The 16,354-nt window shown below is 72.1% G+C and carries 12 protein-coding genes; 3 read left to right on the top strand and 9 right to left on the bottom strand.

Translation table 11 applies throughout. The annotated features are described in order from the left end of the window. Positions 1 to 35: 35 nt before the first annotated feature. The 3 genes from WMF14_RS26125 to WMF14_RS26115 form a co-directional block, all read right to left on the bottom strand. Positions 36 to 422, bottom strand: a complete 387-nt coding sequence (locus tag WMF14_RS26125; protein WP_272093585.1) for a VOC family protein — start codon at positions 420 to 422, stop codon at positions 36 to 38. Between the two features lie 101 nt (positions 423 to 523). After that, positions 524 to 1,216, bottom strand: a complete 693-nt coding sequence (locus WMF14_RS26120) for a DUF4956 domain-containing protein (protein WP_437322715.1) — start codon at positions 1,214 to 1,216, stop codon at positions 524 to 526. Then, positions 1,213 to 2,067, bottom strand: coding sequence for a VTC domain-containing protein (locus WMF14_RS26115; RefSeq protein ID WP_437790379.1), 855 nt, complete (start codon positions 2,065 to 2,067; stop codon positions 1,213 to 1,215). The genes WMF14_RS26120 and WMF14_RS26115 overlap by 4 nt, the downstream gene beginning before the upstream one ends. 460 nt (positions 2,068 to 2,527) lie before the next feature. On the opposite strand from WMF14_RS26115, the gene WMF14_RS26110 reads away from it, so the two are divergent. Both WMF14_RS26110 and WMF14_RS26105 read left to right on the top strand, forming a co-directional pair. After that, positions 2,528 to 4,321 carry an FG-GAP-like repeat-containing protein gene (locus WMF14_RS26110; protein WP_437790378.1) on the top strand — a complete coding sequence of 598 codons (1,794 nt, stop codon included), beginning with the start codon at positions 2,528 to 2,530 and terminating at the stop codon, positions 4,319 to 4,321. A gap of 116 nt (positions 4,322 to 4,437) precedes the next feature. Beyond that, positions 4,438 to 6,867, top strand: coding sequence for a substrate-binding domain-containing protein (locus WMF14_RS26105; protein ID WP_437790377.1), 2,430 nt, complete (start codon positions 4,438 to 4,440; stop codon positions 6,865 to 6,867). Between the two features lie 11 nt (positions 6,868 to 6,878). Here the strand turns inward: WMF14_RS26105 and WMF14_RS26100 are convergent, their stop codons facing one another. From WMF14_RS26100 to WMF14_RS26075, 6 genes are all read right to left on the bottom strand, one after another. After that, the gene (locus tag WMF14_RS26100) at positions 6,879 to 7,142 is read right to left on the bottom strand and encodes a substrate-binding domain-containing protein (RefSeq protein WP_437790375.1); all 264 of its coding nucleotides are present in this window, start codon (positions 7,140 to 7,142) and stop codon (positions 6,879 to 6,881) included. Positions 7,143 to 8,026: 884 nt separating this feature from the next. Next, positions 8,027 to 9,097: a hypothetical protein gene (locus WMF14_RS26095; RefSeq protein WP_437790373.1), complete on the bottom strand. Its 1,071-nt coding sequence runs from the start codon at positions 9,095 to 9,097 to the stop codon at positions 8,027 to 8,029. Between the two features lie 192 nt (positions 9,098 to 9,289). Next, positions 9,290 to 10,315, bottom strand: a complete 1,026-nt coding sequence (locus WMF14_RS26090; protein ID WP_437790372.1) for a hypothetical protein — start codon at positions 10,313 to 10,315, stop codon at positions 9,290 to 9,292. A gap of 215 nt (positions 10,316 to 10,530) precedes the next feature. Further along, complete coding sequence (locus WMF14_RS26085; protein WP_437790371.1) at positions 10,531 to 11,355, bottom strand: SDR family oxidoreductase; 825 nt, start codon at positions 11,353 to 11,355, stop codon at positions 10,531 to 10,533. 68 nt (positions 11,356 to 11,423) lie between these two features. Beyond that, positions 11,424 to 11,576: a hypothetical protein gene (locus WMF14_RS26080; protein ID WP_437322708.1), complete on the bottom strand. Its 153-nt coding sequence runs from the start codon at positions 11,574 to 11,576 to the stop codon at positions 11,424 to 11,426. Next, positions 11,573 to 11,839: a hypothetical protein gene (locus WMF14_RS26075; protein ID WP_437790370.1), complete on the bottom strand. Its 267-nt coding sequence runs from the start codon at positions 11,837 to 11,839 to the stop codon at positions 11,573 to 11,575. The genes WMF14_RS26080 and WMF14_RS26075 overlap by 4 nt, the downstream gene beginning before the upstream one ends. Before the next feature lie 465 nt (positions 11,840 to 12,304). Between WMF14_RS26075 and WMF14_RS26070 the strand changes: the two genes are divergently transcribed. Then, entirely contained in the window at positions 12,305 to 16,195 is a 3,891-nt protein-coding gene (locus tag WMF14_RS26070; RefSeq protein ID WP_437790369.1) for a protein kinase domain-containing protein, read from the top strand. The last annotated feature ends 159 nt before the right edge of the window (positions 16,196 to 16,354 follow it).

Genomic DNA, 16,354 nt, shown 5'->3' with positions numbered 1-16,354 from the left:
CCCAACGGCGGGCGTCGGGGCCAGGGCCGCCGCTTCTACGCGGGGTTCCCCTCGTCGTCCCACGTGGAGAAGCCGGGCGCGTCCGGGTGAGCGGTCCTCACCACGCAGAAGCGCTGGCCGGTCGGCGCCTCGAGCACCCACCACGTCGAGGCCTGCGTGATCCGCTTGGCGCCGAGCCGCTCGAGGCGGCGCACCTCGGCTTCGACGTCGTCGGTCTCGATGTCGAGGTGAACGCGGCTCCCGTGCTTCACGCTCTGCACCTCGACCGAAAGATCGCGCGTAGACGCGTCCAGGCGGACGTACGCCTCGCCGTCACGGCCGCGCGATCGCATCCCGAGCGCCGCGCTCCAGAAACGCGCGGCGCTATCGAGATCGTCGGTTCGGCAGTCGATGATGAACCCAGCCAGGCGACTCTTGTGCATGCGCTCTGTTACCACGGCTCCCACGGTGTGGCCGCGACGTGATGCGCCCGGGTGAGTGAGATTGCTGCCTGCGCATCAGCGGATAGGGTGCGTCGCCGTGGTCAGAGGTCCAGCGTCGGCTCCTGGAGCATCAGGCTCACGTCCGCCACGCCGGGCAACGCCTGCAGGCTCGTCACGAGGCCGGCCCGCAGGTCGGGGTGGCGAACGCGGATCTGGTAGGCGTGCTCCATGACGGTGCCCTGCGCCGCCTCGCGCAGGGTGACGAGCGAGAAGGTGCCGCAGTGCTCGCGGAGGATGCCCGCGATCGCGCCGGCGATCTCCGTGCCGGCCTGGCCGGCCGGCGCCACGAACCGGAGCAGCCCGTCCGGCTGCCGGCGCGACCCGTAGCCGGTGACGTGGAGCAAGAGCGTCGCGACGCCGAACATCGCCGCCCCCGCGATCGCCGCGCCGTAGGCCCGCGCGCCGCTCGCCATGCCGATGGTGAGCGACGCGAAGACGAACACGACGTCGCGCGGATCGCGCATCGTGGTGCGGAACCGGATCGCGGAGACGCCCCCCGCGATCCCGATGCCGGCCGCGATGTTGTTGCCGACGGCGAGCATGAGCGTGCACGTGATGATGCTGCCGAGCGCCATGCTCTGGACGACCGTCCGGGAGTACGAGAGGCCGCGGAACGTGAGCATGTAGACGCCGGCGATGCCCTGCGTGAGCCCGAAGGCGACGAGCAGGGAGATGAGCGCCTCGCGCCACTCGACGGTCCCGCCGTGCGAGAGCGCCGCGAGCCAGTCCATCATTGCCACCCTGCGACCCGGGCCGACCGCGCCTCCGGCAGCGTCAGCTGCGCGGTGACGCCGTAGCAGTACTTGGAGAACGAGTGCCGGACGAGGTCGAGGCGTCGCACGAGCGCCACCATCCACGGCGGCGGCCTGCGCTCGAATTTGAGCTCGAGCACGCAGACGGGCTCGGGCGTCTGCGTCTGGACGGGGTGGTCGACCGGGCGCCACCCCCCTTCGGAGGCGTCGAGATCCATCGTTTCCCTGCGCTGACAGACGATCTTCCGGTCGAACGTCAGGCGCGCGTAGGTGTCGGTGGTGCTCTCGTACGCCTCGCGCTCGTAGTCGACGAGGAGCGCCGGCCTGAGGTCGTGGCGGTGGAACGCGCCGATGAACTTCTCCGCGGCCTTCCGCGCGCCCGGCGAGAGCCGATCGAGCGAGGGGGGGCGGCCGGGCGCGAGCAGATCGCGCCAATCGCTCGCCGGCACCGCCGCGCGCGACTTGATGATCACATCCTGGACGCGCCGCTTCACCTCCAGGAAGGCCGGGCTGGTCTTCCCAGGATAGTTGCGCACCCGCAGCTTGAAGCGGTCGCGCTGCTCGCGGGCGTTGGCCCAGTAGAGGTCGAACCCGCGTGTGTCGAGGTAGAGCGACCGGATGCGGTACACGCCGTCCGGGCCGGCGTATCGGTCAATCCGGCCGACCGAGCAGGCCGTGGCCCGGATATCCGGGACGAGGCGCTCCGGCACCAGGTACTTGAACTCGTATCGTTCGATGACGTCCAGGACTCTCGCCTCCTCGGTCGTCAAGGGCAAGAGCGCCGCGCTGCCGCGCGTCGCGAAATTGTTACGGTAGCCACGCAATAATGACACAAATTTCACCCGCGTCCGCAAGCGGAATTCATCTCTGGTCCACGAGATCTTTGTGCTTTCCCTGCAACGTGCGCGCCTGCGGCAGCGCTGCTGGGGGGAGCGCCCGGCGCGGCGCGGCGCGGGGCCTGGCGCTGTTCCTCGCCCTGGGCTGCCGGGGCTCGGGGGCGGTGCCGGCGGGGCGGACCTTCGGCTGCCGGGGTGACGCGGGCCGGCGCGCTCCTCGGCGTCGGCGCGTGCTCCGGCGTGGTCGCTGGTAGGGGGCCCGCGGACGTGTTGTCGCTGCCTGTCTGTGCCACGAGCGCCCGGCTCATGATCGCGTCGTCATGAGTCGATCTCGTGAGCCGTTCCTCACGGGCGGCGAAGCCGTCGCGACGCGCCACGCTCGCGCTCCTCGACGCGCGGTGTCGGCGCGTGGCTGCTCGCCTTGTGGGCGTATCGCGCCTCCAGTACCCTCCGCGCGATGCGGAGCTCTTTTTCCTGGGGTATTGCGCTCGCAACCCTCTTCCTCGGGTGCGCCGATCTCCTCGGGATCAGGGACGTGACCCGCGACCCGGCATCGGGCGGTGGCGGTGGCGGTGGCGGTGACGGTGGCGCGAGCGCCGGCAGCGGCGGCGGCGAGAGCGTCGGCAGCGGCGGCGGCGGCGGGAGCGCCGGCAGCGGCGGCGGCGGAGAGCCGCATGCTCCCACGACGCCGGTCCCGAGGCTGCCGATCCAGGACAGCCCGGTCGGCTCGATGCTCGTGCCCGACACCCGGCGGCCCACCTTCGTCTGGGAGCCGTCGGTGTCGCCTGCAGGCGACCCGATCGAATACACGGTCGAGCTCGGTCAGGACCCGACGTTTGCCGCTGTGATCACCTCCGAGACGACGACGGCGACGCGCTGGCAGCCGGCCGCGGATCTCGAGGGCTCCGCGGCGCCTCCCGTGGGCGCCCGCGTCTACTGGCGGGTCCGCGCGTGCTCGGGGGGCGCCTGCTCCGCTCCCTCTGCGGTCCGGTGGATCAACGTGGGACGGGGGCACCACGATCTCAACGGCGACGCCTTCGACGACATCCTCGTGGGGGCGCTCGAGTATCAGATCCCGGAGTACATCCCTTGCGGAGCCGCCTACGTCTTCCTGGGCGGCGCGGGCGACGGCTTCGACCCGGCGCCGGATGGGACCCTCATCGGGATCAACAACCGCACCGGCGGCGCCATCGAGGGGGCCGGCTACGGGGGCAACGTGGCGACCGCGGACCTGAACGGCGACGGCTTCGCCGAGGCGGTGGTCGCGGGCACGACCTTCGCGGACCTCAAGGGCATGGTCCGCGTGCTCCAGGGGAGCTCGAAGGAGCCCGGGACGTGGGCCGCGAGCGCGGATTTCTCGGGGAACCTCGCTGGCGATGAGCGCAGGTTCGGCAGCGCGCTGGCCTCCGGGGACATCGACGCAGACGGCTACGCCGACCTCGTGGTCGGCGCGCCGGGAGGCGGCCCCAACTTCGACGAGCCGGGTAACGCGTACATCTATCGGGGCGGGCCAGAGGCGTTCGATACGGTCGCCGACACGATGTTCTCGGGGGTGCAGAGCGGCAGCAAGTTCGGCACCTCGGTCGCATCGGCGGACTTCAACGGCGATGGCTTCTCGGACATCGCCGTCGGGGCGCCCGGCAGCCAGCGCGTCTACGTCTATTTCGGCTCGGCCGGCGCGCTCGACACAACGCCTGACGGCCTGCTGATCGGCGAGGGCGAGGGCGAGCTCGGACGAGCGGTGGGCGCGGGCGACGTCAACGGAGACGGGTTCGCGGACTTGCTCGTGGGAGATCCGGGGAAGAACATGGCCTTCCTGTACCTCGGCGGGCCAGGAGGGGAGTTCGACACGACCGCCGATCTGGAGCTCCACGGCGAGGCGCCGGCCGATCGCTTCGGTCAGACCGTGTCATCGAGCGGTGACCTCGACGGGGATGGCTTCGTGGAGATGGTGGTGGGCGCGCCGGAGGCCGGCCTCAACGGCAAGGCGTACGTATACCGCGGCGGCGCGGGCCTCGACGGGGAGCCCGACGCCTCGATGAGCGGACAGCGCAGCGGCACGCGCGAGACGAAGATCTCGCGCGCCGGCGACTTCAACCGCGACGGGCTCGGGGATCTCGTCATCGCGTTCGGAGGCGGCAAGGAAGTCCTCGTGTACCTCGGCGGCGACCTCGGCGACCGCTCGCAGGCATCTCTCGCTGGGGCGGGAGGCATGAGCAACGAGCGGTTCGGGTCCGCTGTATCGCCGTAGCGGCGCGCGCCGCGCCTGCGCTCGGCAGCGCGGTTTTTTCCGACCCGCGATCGACCCATTGCGCGTGAATTTGTTGAAGGCCGCCTGGATCCAGGCGAGATCGTCGAGCGACCCGCATGCGTCCGGTACCCGACCTCCTCGCCGTCCTCCAGCAGATCGTGCGGCGGGCCATGGCCGTTCTCCCGTACGCGCCGCGCGGCAGCCTGCTGATCCGCGAGGGCGACCGCTTCGTGGCCAGAGCGCTGGTCGGGTTCGACTCGCCACCTGGGTTTTCCTCGCGCGTCCCGGTCGGCGCAGAGCTCGCCGACGGGGGAGCCGCGCTCGGCGCTGCGGCGCCTCTCGACGCCGCGCACGCGAGCCGCATCGTCGATGCGCGGGCCTGGTACCGGACGTACCTGCCTTTCGCGATCGAGGCGGGCAGCGGCGTCCCCGAAGGCGCCGGGCTCCTGGTCGCGCCCATCCAGCTCTGCGGCGAGCCGGCCGGCTATCTCGCCGTCGAGCAGGCCACCATGGCGTCTCCGGGCGAGGAGCGCTGCGCCACGATCCACGTCCTGGCGGGCACGGCCGGAGACGCGCTGGAGCGGCACAGGCTCTATGACGACAAGGCGAGCGCTGCGCAGGAGATCCGCCTGTTCGAGCGGCTTCTCCACGAGGTGGGCACGACGCCCGCGCTGCACGACCTCATCGAGACCATCGCTCACGGCATCAAGAGCGTGCAGCTCGACCCGAGCTGGAACACGGTGGAGATCTGGCTGCTCGAGGAGGACCGCGTCGGGGACGGCCCTGGGCTCGCGCGAGGCGACCTCTGCGCCCGTGTCTACCGGGCTCCGGCGTCGGAGCCGACGACCTACTTCCAGAACATCCGCGCCGGCGCGGACAGCGCCGCGCGGCCCCTCGGCGTCTCCATCGACTGGCGGACCGGCCACGGCGGCGACGGCGAGGGCTCTCAGCGCGCGCTGCTCGACGAGGCGATCAGCCGCCGCATGTCCGGCATCATCATCGCGCCCAGCAACCCCGAGAGCGCGGAGGAGGCGTTCCGGCAGGCGGCCGAGATGGACATCCCGGTCGTCGTGATCGACACGCCTCCGTTGCCGGGCAGCCGGGCGCCGCTCTATATCGGCACGGACAACGTGGCGTCGGGCAGGTTGGCGGCCGAGGTGATGAAGCGGCTGCTCCCGGGCGGCGGCGTCGTCGCGTCCCTCGGCGCCGTGGGGCTCGGGCTGAACGTCCGCGAGCGCGTCGATGGCTTCTGGGAGGCGGCGCTCGGGTCGAACCTCACGGTGCTGCCGACGATCCCGTGCGACTGGGATCAGGAGGCCGGGACGAGGCTCGCCACGGTGGCGCTCGAGGGGCGGTCCGACGTCGCGGGCGCCTTCGGCGCCGCCGCGGACAACGGGCCGTCCTGGGGTCGAGCGGCGCGAGCCCTCGGCCGGGCCGGAGAGCTCAAGATCGTCGGCTTCGATCTCGTCGCCCGCACGGTCGCCCTGCTCCGGCAGGGGACGATCCACGCGACGATCGTCCAGCGCGAGGACGACATGGGCTTCCGCGCCGTCGAGACGATCCACCGGATGATCACGCGCGGCGTCGGGCCGACCCTCGCCGAGCTGCCGCCTTCCCGGGTCCTCCACACCCGCGTCGATTGCGTCACCCTCGAGCAGACGCCTTGGTCCACGGCGCTGAGCGATTACCTCTCTCTCGAGGCCGCCCGCCGGGCCGCGGCCGGGAGCGGCGGGCGGATCGCGCCCGTCGCCCCTGCGATCGAGGTCATGATGATCGGGCTCTCGTCCCCGTCGAGCTCCGTCGTCGAGGACCAGGTCTCGATCCCGACGCGCTCGCTCGTGCGCCGCGCGATCGAGTCGGGCCGCTCGGTCGTGATCGACCCCGCCGACGGGGGAGCGGACGCCGCCCTGCCCGCCGCGCACGACGGCGCGCGCACGGCCATCGCCGTGCCGCTGCAAGGTCGCGGCAACGTCCTCGGCGCCCTCGTCCTGAGCAGCGCTCGCAGGGAGGCGTGCGGCGCGGGCGACGTGGCGTTCCTCGTCCGCGTCGCCGGCACGGTGGCGATCGGCGTCGAGAACGCCCGGCTGCTCCGCCGCATCTCCGCGCGGAGCGAGGAGCTCGAGCGCGCGAACCTGCAGCAAGCGGCGATGCTCCAGACCATCCGCGAGCTCTCGAGCCCCGTGGTGCCCATCGCGGACGGCATCCTCGTGATGCCCGTCGTGGGCGTCATGGATGCCCAGCGCTCAGGCGACTTCATCGCCTCGATGCTCCGCGAGATCGACGCGAAGCGCGCGCGCGTCGTGCTGATCGACGTCACCGGCATGGCGTTCGTCGACGCGACGGCGGCGTCCCGGCTCGTCGAGGCGGCGCAGGCGGCCGCGCTGCTCGGCGCCGAGGCGGTGCTCGTCGGCATCCGGCCGGAGGCCGCGCAGATGATGGTCCGGCAAGGCCTGGACGTCGGCTCGACGGCGACGCACGCCAACCTGGCGAGCGGCTTCCGCTATGCGCTCTCGAGGGTGCGCCGCCGCGCGGCGAAGCGCCGCTGACCGCGCGGCGGCTACTCCGCCCCGGCGGGCGGCGCCTCGATGGCGTTGCACGACCAGAGGCCGGTCGCGGCGTTGAGGTCCGGGTGGGCGTTGATGATGTCCTCGACGTTCGCGCGCGCCTCGGCGCGATCGGCGTTGTCCTCGCGCTTGTCCACGATCTGGATGTCGTGGGCGGTGACCACGTCCTGGATGCCCTCAAGGCGCTGTGTCGCGTCGTCGACGGCGAACATGCCGACGAAGACGGGTATCTTCCCGCCGTTTCGCAGGATCTTCACGATCTCGTTGCGGAGCAACGGCTATTGCGAGCAGAGCTGGGGATCCGATTTGCATTGGCACTGATTTCTACGCTCGGTGTCATTCCATTCGCAATAGCCGCACAACGCGTGCCTTTGACTCTTGCAGTACTGGTCGCACGCCGCACCCCCGAGGAAGCCGAAGTCGCAGACGTGAGGAGCCTCAGACCAGGACACTGGCCTGGCGAGGCCCTCGAGGGGCGCGTGGCTGAGGGCGCTCTGGGCCGGCGTAGTCTCTGACGGATCGCCGTCTTGCGGTGTCTCGTTGTAAGGTGAGCTGTCGACGACACAACCGGCGAGCCATCGCGCGCCAAGAGCGACGCATGTCCACAGCGCGGCATTCTTGAAGATGATCTTGCTCGTCATGTTTGGGCCCTGTCCTCCCCTGATGCTTCGCTGATTCCGTGTTTCCACACGAGCGCCGTCAGCACCTGCACGAGGTGCTTGCGCCGGCGCTGGCCGTGTCCATGCGGCGCCGTGGCCGCGCGAGGCAAGCGGGAGCGCCCTGATCGACGGCAGCGCGTTGGTGGGGGGTTGACCGGCGTCGGGCCCTGACAGGTCCCGGTGGGAGACGCGCGGCGGATGTCGTGGACTGCGGGCGATGGTGACCGCACCACCGCCGACGATGGCTCTTATCGCCTCGCGAACCCGAGGCGCGTCGCCTTGCCATGCACCTCGCGGAACACCGCGAGCTCGAAGGCCCACTCGCGGAGGCGTCCGCCGCCGATCCGGAGCCGGTCCTAGGCGCTCTGGTCGGGGCCGGCGACAAAGCCGTCGAGCGATATCGAGATCTCGAAACGCAGCTTGCTCATGTCGTGCTCTCCTCGAAGCTCATGGCTGTCAGCGGCGTCCTGCCTGCCGTGCGATCACTCGGGGCACGCCGCGGCGCACCCCTCGCCGCCGCAGTCGACGCCGGCCTCGTCGCCGTTCTTCACGCCGTCGGTGCAGGTGGGCGCCTGGCAGGTGCCGCTCCAGCACACGCTGCTGAGGCAGTCCGCGCCGGTCTCGCAGCCCCCGCCCACCGGGCAGCGCGGGCACCATAGCTTGCCGCAGTCGACGCCGGCCTCGAGGCCGTTCTTTATCCCATCGCTGCACGTCGGGATCATGCAACTCCCGTTCGTGCACACGCCGCTCTCGCAGTCCGTGTCGTCCTTGCAGCGCTCGCTCGAGGGGCAGGGGCGGCACGGGCCGCCGCAATCGAATCCGGTCTCTCCGAGCCCAGGGTCGCTCACGCCGTTCTCGCAGTGCGATGGTACGCACCACACGCCGTAGCACACGAGCCCCGCAGGGCACTGCAGCGTTGGGTCTTCGGAGACACACTGCACGCAGACGCCTTCATGGCATCGGCCGGAGCCCGAGGCGGGACATACGACGCCATCCAAGATGAGATGTCGCGGCCCGTCGAGCTCGCAGACGTCGAGGGTGCACTGGTTGCCGTCGTCGTAGGCGTCGACGGCCGCCACGCTCACCACGCGGCCGTCGGCCGTGCACTCCTCGACCTTGCAGTCGCCGCGGATCTGCGAGTCGATCGGCCCTCGTTCGATCTCGACGACGCAGGCGCCGTCCACGCACCTCCCCACGCCGCACCGCGGGTCCGGCGGGCCGGGGCACTCCGCGTCGCCCTCGCAGCCCCCGGGCGGAACCGGCACCCCCGAGCACGCCTCCGTGCCCTCGGCGCACTCGTCGCAGGTCCGGCACTCCTCGAAGCAGTTCGGCGTGTCGTCGCCGCGCGCGCAGCAGATGACCTTCCCCGGCTCGCCACACTTGCAGTGCTCATCGATGCAGATCGTGCCCGGCACATTCTGCTGGTCCGACTGGCAGTGGTCCGTGGTCGCGCACCTTCCACCCACGTAGGGCTCATCGCCGCACGCAAAGAAGGTCGCCGAGATGATCAGAAAAAGGAGAGCAGCAGCACAACGCGCGATGGGTTTACCCATGCGTCCAGTCCTCCGGCACGAGGCTGTGGCGCCGGCACCCAGGTGGCCCCAATCCGCCGGGGTGTCGTCTGCCAGGTCGTCTCGGGGCGCAGTATGCCGCGGTCAGGCGGCCGCCGTCACGCAAGTTTTCGCAAGATCGCGCAGCGTGCGAAGCGGCCTTCGATCAGCGCAGGCGCAAGGTCGAATTGCACATCAAAACTTGCTCGTCAACGCAAGGCCCTTGGCTGACACCGTGATCTCTGCCGGTCCGCGCGGATAGAACGTGTAGCCGAGCGTGGCGGCCAGGATGGCGCCTCCCGCGATGAGGCCGGCGATGCCCACGCCCCGGTAGGTGATCGCGTCGTCGTAGGCCGAAGCCGACTGCTGGCAAATCGGCTGGGTCAGCCGGAAGCAGCGGTTCGGCCCTGCGGAGAGCGCGGCGGTGTCGCCCGCCTCGTCCTTCTTCCCCGCGCCGACGAGCATCACGCCGCCGATCGCCGCCAGCGTGGCGGAGAGCCCGAAGCCGCCGGCGACGAGCTCCGGCCGCGGCCCGGGCCGGGGGGGCGGGGGGGCGAAGGGGGCGAGCGGGGAGGCGCGGGGGCCGGGAGGCGGCGCTGTCGCGTCTGCGGGCGCGGCCGGCAGGCCCGGGAGCGGCGCAGGGGCGCCGGCGGGACGGGCAGCGAAGGTGAGCACGACTTCCCGCGCCTCGCCGCGCGGCACGTCGATCTCGGCCGTCGCGATGTCGCCGTCCAGCATGGCGCGCACCACGTGGTGGCCGGGGGCGACGGGGACGGGCTTGCCGTCCTCGATCTCGGCGGGCGCGCCGTCGATCGTGATCTTCGAGCCCGCGGGGGCGACCACGTGGAGCTCGCCGGCGAGCTGCCGCGCGCGGGCCAGGTCGCTGAGCCGCGACGCGACGAGCGCGCGCTCCGCGGGCGTCCTTGGCGCGCGCATGATCTCCTGGCAGAGCGACAGCCAGCGCACGGCGGCCGGCGCGTCGCCGAGCCGGAGCGACAGCGCCCCGATGTTGCACGCGGCGACCTGGACGCGCTCCAGCCGCCAGACCGCCATCCACAGGTCGCGCGAGTCGGCGAGCCGATCCTCGCGAGCGGCCGCGTTCGCCTGCGCCATGAGCCGGGCGACCGCCTCCGGCGGAGCCTCGGCGCGACCCTCCGCCGCGCCGGCCAGCAGGGCGATGCACAGCGGGAGCGCGGCGACGCGGCGTGTGTTCCTTGGCACGGGTGCGGTTCTCCTCGGATTTGTCATGGAGGCTGTTAAGAGCAGAATCAACATCCCGAGAACGCGTCTCGGAACCGGCGCCGTCGCAGCCCTCCTGGAGCCGAGGCGGCCACGCCGTCCCGATCGCGTCGAGCGCCGGCCGGGCGCTGGAAACGTTATGCGGATCTGGCAGACGCCGGGTATCCCTAACTACCGCCCTTCCATCGCTCCCGCGCTCACCCCACCGCAGGCCCGGCCTTCCGCTGCGCGCTGTCGCAGACCCACCGCACCACCCCAGGGATGACCCCCTGCGCGATCGCGCTCACCCGCGAGCCCACGTCGGGGTAGATCTCGAACCGCCCGCGCGCCATGCCGTCGGCCATGCTGCGCGCCACGGCGTCCGGCTCGAGCGTCTTCACGTTGCCCGCGATGGCCTTCGTCTCCGCCGGCTTGTACTGGTTCTCGAACGCCAGCTGCGGTGTGTCGGTGTCGGGCGGCATGCACACGCTCACCCGCACGCCGTGCGGCCACATCTCCGCGCGCAGCGCCTGCGAGAAGCCGATCAGCGCGAACTTGCTCGCCGCGTACGGCGTGTAACCGTAGATGCCGATCACGCCCGCGAGCGAAGAGACGTTGAGCACATGGCCGCTGCCGCGCGCCGCCATCGCCGGGAGCACCGCCTTGCACAGGTGCACGGCGCCAAAGAAGTTCACGTCCATCATGCTCCGGAACTGATCCACCGGCAGCTCGAGGAAGCGCCCCGGCATCACCACGCCCGCGTTGTTCACGAGGTGATCGATCGGCCGCTCGGCGAGCCGCGACTCCATCGCCCGCGCGACATCGTCCGGCCGGCTGACATCCAGCTCCAGGAGGTCGACCCGCGCGGACGGGTGCTCGCGCCGGATGCCCACGGCGGCCTCGTCGAGGAGGGCGCGGCGGCGCGCCACCAGCGTCACCGCGGCGCCGTACCCCGCGACGAGCCTCGCGAACGACAGCCCGATGCCGCTCGAACCGCCGGTGATGAGAACGCTCTTGCCCTGGAAATAAGTTCGGGTGTCCATCGGCGGCCGAACCTACCCCAGGACCGCCCGAGGCGCGAGGCGCTCGTGCAGGCCCGCGGCGCCGCGCCTCAGCGGTCGCGCCGCCGCTTCTTCAGCGCGTCCTTCAGCAGGCTGCCCGCGGCGGAGCCGAGCGTCTCGACCGCGATCATCGCGGCCGCCGCCGACACCGCCTCGACCGCCTTCCGGAGGGCACGGCGGGTCTTCTTCTTCATCGGCTTCATGACGGCTGCGCGAGCTCCACGTCGGGGTGAGCTCTCCCCGATACGCCATTGGCCAGCTTCAAGCCGCCCAGCGCGCTCGCCCACTCCCTCACCTTCCGGCTCACGGCGGTCCTCGCGTTGCTCAGATAGTTTCTCGCTTCACCGCTGTACAGGCCGGCCGCGAACACCGCTGCGACGCTCGTCGCAGCGGCCACCGGCCGGAGGGCCCTCCGGCCGAGCTTGCTGAGCTTCCTCTTTTGCTTCTTGGAGAGCTTCATCTTCATGATCCCATCAGCCCAGCAGGGGTCGTGCCATGGCGTCCGAGCCGAGACGCGGTGACGAGCGCAACGCGCCCCCGTGACTCGCGCCCCGGAGACAGGACAGGACGTTTTGCCTCGGTGGGGTGAAATGCGCCTCCCACACCGGCGCTCAGGCGCGCAAGCGCGCTCGGGGCGCGAGCCCCCATCCAGGTAGATCAGGTCTCTCTGTTTCCCACGCTACACGACGCTGGACGGTGCTTCCGCTGCGCCGGCGTGGCATCACGGCTGTCCTCCGCGCGGGGCATACAGGGGTACGCCGCCCGCGCCACGATGAGTGATGTTGGGTAGCTCACAGCCTGGACGGGCTCGCAGCCGCCGGCGAACCGCCGCGCCCGGCCGCTGCGGGCGGAGTCGCTGGCGATCGGGGCCGAGTTCGTTTACTCCGTTGTAAGCAGGCTCATGCGAGGTCTCAGGTAAGGCGGGGACGAGATGCGCGTGGGAGACGTCATCGACCGTCGCTTCCTGATCGAGCGCCTCGCCAGCTCGGGCGGGATGGGGGACGTCTACCGCGCCTGCGATCTGGTCACGAACGAGCCGGTGGCGCTGAAGGTCCTGCAGCGGCGAGGGCTCCAGGAGGCGATCCGGTTCGCGCGCGAGGTCGAGGCGCTCGAGGCGCTCACCGCGCTGCGGCACCCGGGCATCGTGCGGTACATCGCGCACGGCGCGACCGACGCCGGGCAGCCCTACCTCGCGATGGAGTGGCTCGCCGGCGAGACGCTGACCGAGCGGCTCAACCGCAGGTCGCTCACGATCGCCGAGAGCGTCGCGCTCGCGTCGCGCATCGCGTCGACGCTCGGCGTCGTGCACCGCGCCGGCATCGTCCACCGCGACCTCAAGCCGAGCAACCTGCTCCTCGTGGGCGGCGCGATCGAGGGGGTCACGCTCATCGACTTCGGCGTGGTGCGCCTCGGCGCCATGGACCGGCACCTCACCATGCCCGGCACGATGCTCGGCACCCCGGGCTACATGGCGCCTGAGCAGGCCCGCAGCGAGCCGAACATCGACCCCCGCGCCGACGTCTTCTCGCTCGGCTGCGTGCTCTTCAAGTGCCTCACCGGGCGCTCGGCGTTCCAGGGCGCGGACGGGCTCTCGGTGCTCATCAAGGTCATCCTCGAGGATCCTCCGCGGCTCCGGGAGCTGCGCGGGGACGTCCCCGAGGCGCTCGACGACCTCGTCGCGCGCATGCTCGCGAAGCCGCCGAAGGACCGGCCCCGCGACGGCGATGCGGTGGCGGCGGAGCTCCTCGCGCTCGACGACGCGGGCGTCGGCGCCGCGAGCAGCCGCCCGTCGAACACGCTGCGCGGGGGCGAGATCACCACGAACGAGCGCAAGATGATGTGCCTCGTGCTCGCGCGCGACGCGAGCGGCGACGCCGAAGCGACGCGCTCCCAGGAGGAGGACCTGGAGCGCAGCAAGGCGCTCATCGCCGTCGCCGAGCGCTACCAGGGCGAGCTCGAGATCCTGGAGTCCCGCTCGCCGCTCATCGTGCTCACCGCCGGCGGCGCCCCGACCGATCTCGCGGCGCAGTCCGCCCGCTGCGCGCTCGCGCTGAACGCGCTGCTCGGCAGCGTGCCGGTCGCGCTCGTCACGGGCCGCGCCGAGATGTCCGCGCGGCTGCCGGTCGGCGAGCTCATCGACCGCGCGGTCCACCTGCTGCCGCCCGCGCACGCGCCGGCCGGCGCGGACGCCGTCCGCATGGACGAGGTGACCGCGGGGCTGCTCGGCGCGCGGTTCGACGTGACCCGCGAGGCGGGCGCCCTCCGCCTGTACGGCGAGCGCGAGGAGCTCGCCTCCACGCCGCCCCTGCTCGGCAAGCCGACGCCGTGCGTCGGGCGCGACCGCGAGCTCGCGCTCCTGGAGGCGGCGTTCTCGCACTGCGTCGAGGAGTCGACGCCGAGCGCCGTGCTCGTGACCGCGCCCGCGGGCGCAGGCAAATCCCGCCTGCGCTCCGAGCTGATCCGGCGGCTCCGCGACCGCGGCGAGGACCTGGAGGTGTGGATCGGGCGCGGCGACCCGATGAGCGCCGGCTCGGCCTTCGCGCTGCTCGCCCCGGCGCTGCGGCGCGCGATCGGCCTCTTCGAGGGCGAGCCCATCGAGGCACGGCAGCGCAAGCTGCGCGCGCGCGTCGCGCGGTACGGCCACGCCGAATCGGCGCGCACCGCGGCGTTCCTCGGGGAGCTCATCGGCGTGCCGTTCCCCGACGGCGACAGCGTGCAGCTGATGGCGGCGCGGCGCAGCCCCGTGCTGATGAGCGACCAGATCCGCGTCGCCTGGGAGGAGCTCCTCAGGGCGGAGTGCTCGGCGAGGCCCGTGCTCCTCGTGCTGGAGGACCTGCACTGGGGAGATCTCCCGAGCGTGCTGCTCGTCGACTCGGCGCTCCGCAACCTCGGCGATCAGCGGCTGATGGTGCTCGCGCTGGGCCGGCCGGAGGTGCGGGAGCTCTTCCCGAAGCTCTGGGCTGGGCGCGGCGTCCACGAGGTGCAGCTGTCGGGGCTGCCGCGGCGCGCGAGCGAGCGGCTGGTGCGCCAGGTGCTCGGCGAGGACGTCGCGCCGGAGCTCCTCGCGATGATCGTCGACCGCGCCGACGGCAACGCGTTCTACCTGGAGGAGCAGCTCCGCGCGGTGGCCGACGGCAAGGGCGCCGACCTGCCCGAGACGGTGGTGGCGATGGTGCAGGCGCGCATCGAGGCGCTCGACATCGAGGCGCGGCGCGCGCTGCGGGCGGCGAGCGTCTTCGGGCAGACGTTCTGGCAGGGCGGGGTGTCGGCGCTCGTGGGCGGGGCGCAGGTCGCGCCGAAGCTTGTCGAGCTGGAGCAGCGCGAGGTGATCTCCCGGCGCGGCGAGGGCAGCTTGCCCGGCGAGGTGGAGTACAGCTTCCAGCACGCGATCGTGCGGGAGGCGGCCTACGGGATGCTGACGGAGGGCGATCGGCGGCTCGGGCACCGGCTCGCCGGCGAGTGGCTGTCGCGCGCGGGCGCGGGCGTGGTCGACGCGATGGCGCTCGCCGAGCACTTCGAGCGCGGCGGCGAGCTCTCGCGCGCCGCCGCCGCGTACTGCCGCGCGGCGGAGCAGGCGCTGAGGGCGCAGGACCTCGCCGCCGCGATCGAGCGCGCCGAGCGCGGCGTCGCGTGCGGCCCGAACGCGCAGGCGCTCGGCGCGCTTCGCCTCGTGGAGGCCGAGGCGCACGTCTGGCGCGGGGAGCTTGCGCTCGCGGAGCAGCGCGGGACCGAGGCCGTGGACCGGCTGCCCGCCGGCTCCGCGGCGTGGTTCTCGGCGATCAAGCAGGTCGCCATGGCCGCGGGCAAGCTGGGCGGCTTCGAGCGGGTGGAGCGCTGGATGAGCGCGGCGCAGGCCGCCGCGGCGGACGCGGAGGGCGCGCTCGTGGCGAAGCACATGTGCCTCGGCGAGGGCGCGCTGCTGCTCGTGTTCGGGGGGCGCTACGCGTTCGCGGACGCGCTGATCGAGGCGATCGAGGGCGACGGGACGGACCTCGCGGAGCGGGAGGTCGAGGTGGTGGCGCGGCTGCACGCGGCGCGGTCGGCCCGGGCGCTCGGGAACGGCGATCCCAGCGCGTGCCTCGCGGGGCTGTCCGCGGCGCTCGCGGCGTTCGAGCGCGCGGGCGACCGCGGCAACGCCTGCGCGTTCCGCATGAACGTCGGGTACATGCACGCGGAGCTCGGGGATTTCGCGGGTGCGGAGGAGGTGCTGCGCAGCGCGCTCTCGGGCGCGGAGCGGATGGGGCTGCACGATCTCGCGGTGGCGACGCTCAGCAACCTGGGGCACGTCCTCGGCTACCGGGGGCGGATCGAGGAGGCGGAGCGGACCGAGCGCGAGGCGATCGCGCTGTCGCAGCGGCTCGGGGATCCGCGCACGGAGGGGAGCGCGCGGACGTACCTCGCGCGGATCGCGCTGCTCGCGCGGGACTTCGAGAGGGCGGAGCAGGAGGCGAGGGCGGCGGCGGAGATCCTGCAGAGCGCGCCGCCGCTGCGCGCGGCGGCGGTGGCGGCGAGGGCGAGGGCGCTGCTCGGGCTGGGGAGGTTCGACGAGGCGCTGTCGGCGGCGGGGGAGGCGTTCTCGATGCTGAACGCGATCGGGGCGATCGAGGAGGGGGAGTCCGCGGTGAGGAACGTCTACGCGGAGGCGCTGGCGGCGAACGGGATGGAGGCGGACTGCGCGGCGGCGATCGCGGCGGCGAGGGAGAGGTTGATGGAGAGGGCGGGGAAGATCAGCGATCCGGTGTGGAGGGAGCGGTTCCTCACGATACCGGAGAACCAGCGGACGCTGGAGATGGCTGCGAGGTGGGGAGGGCCCTCGGCGTGAAGCAAGCTCGTTCGGCCACAAGGCCTCCTCCCCACCATCAGTCACCAACGTAAACGTTTACGTAGTCGTCATCGTGGTCGTGGTCGTGGTCGTGGTCGTTCACGGCCTATCGTTGACGACCACGTAAACGACCACGTAAACGTTCGGATGTAGGAGAAC

The organism is Sorangium sp. So ce693, from assembly GCF_051521375.1.
GTDB lineage: Bacteria > Myxococcota_A > Polyangia > Polyangiales > Polyangiaceae > Sorangium > Sorangium atrum.
Note: the sequence above shows the minus strand (reverse complement) of the source record. Positions and strands in the feature narration are given on the sequence as shown.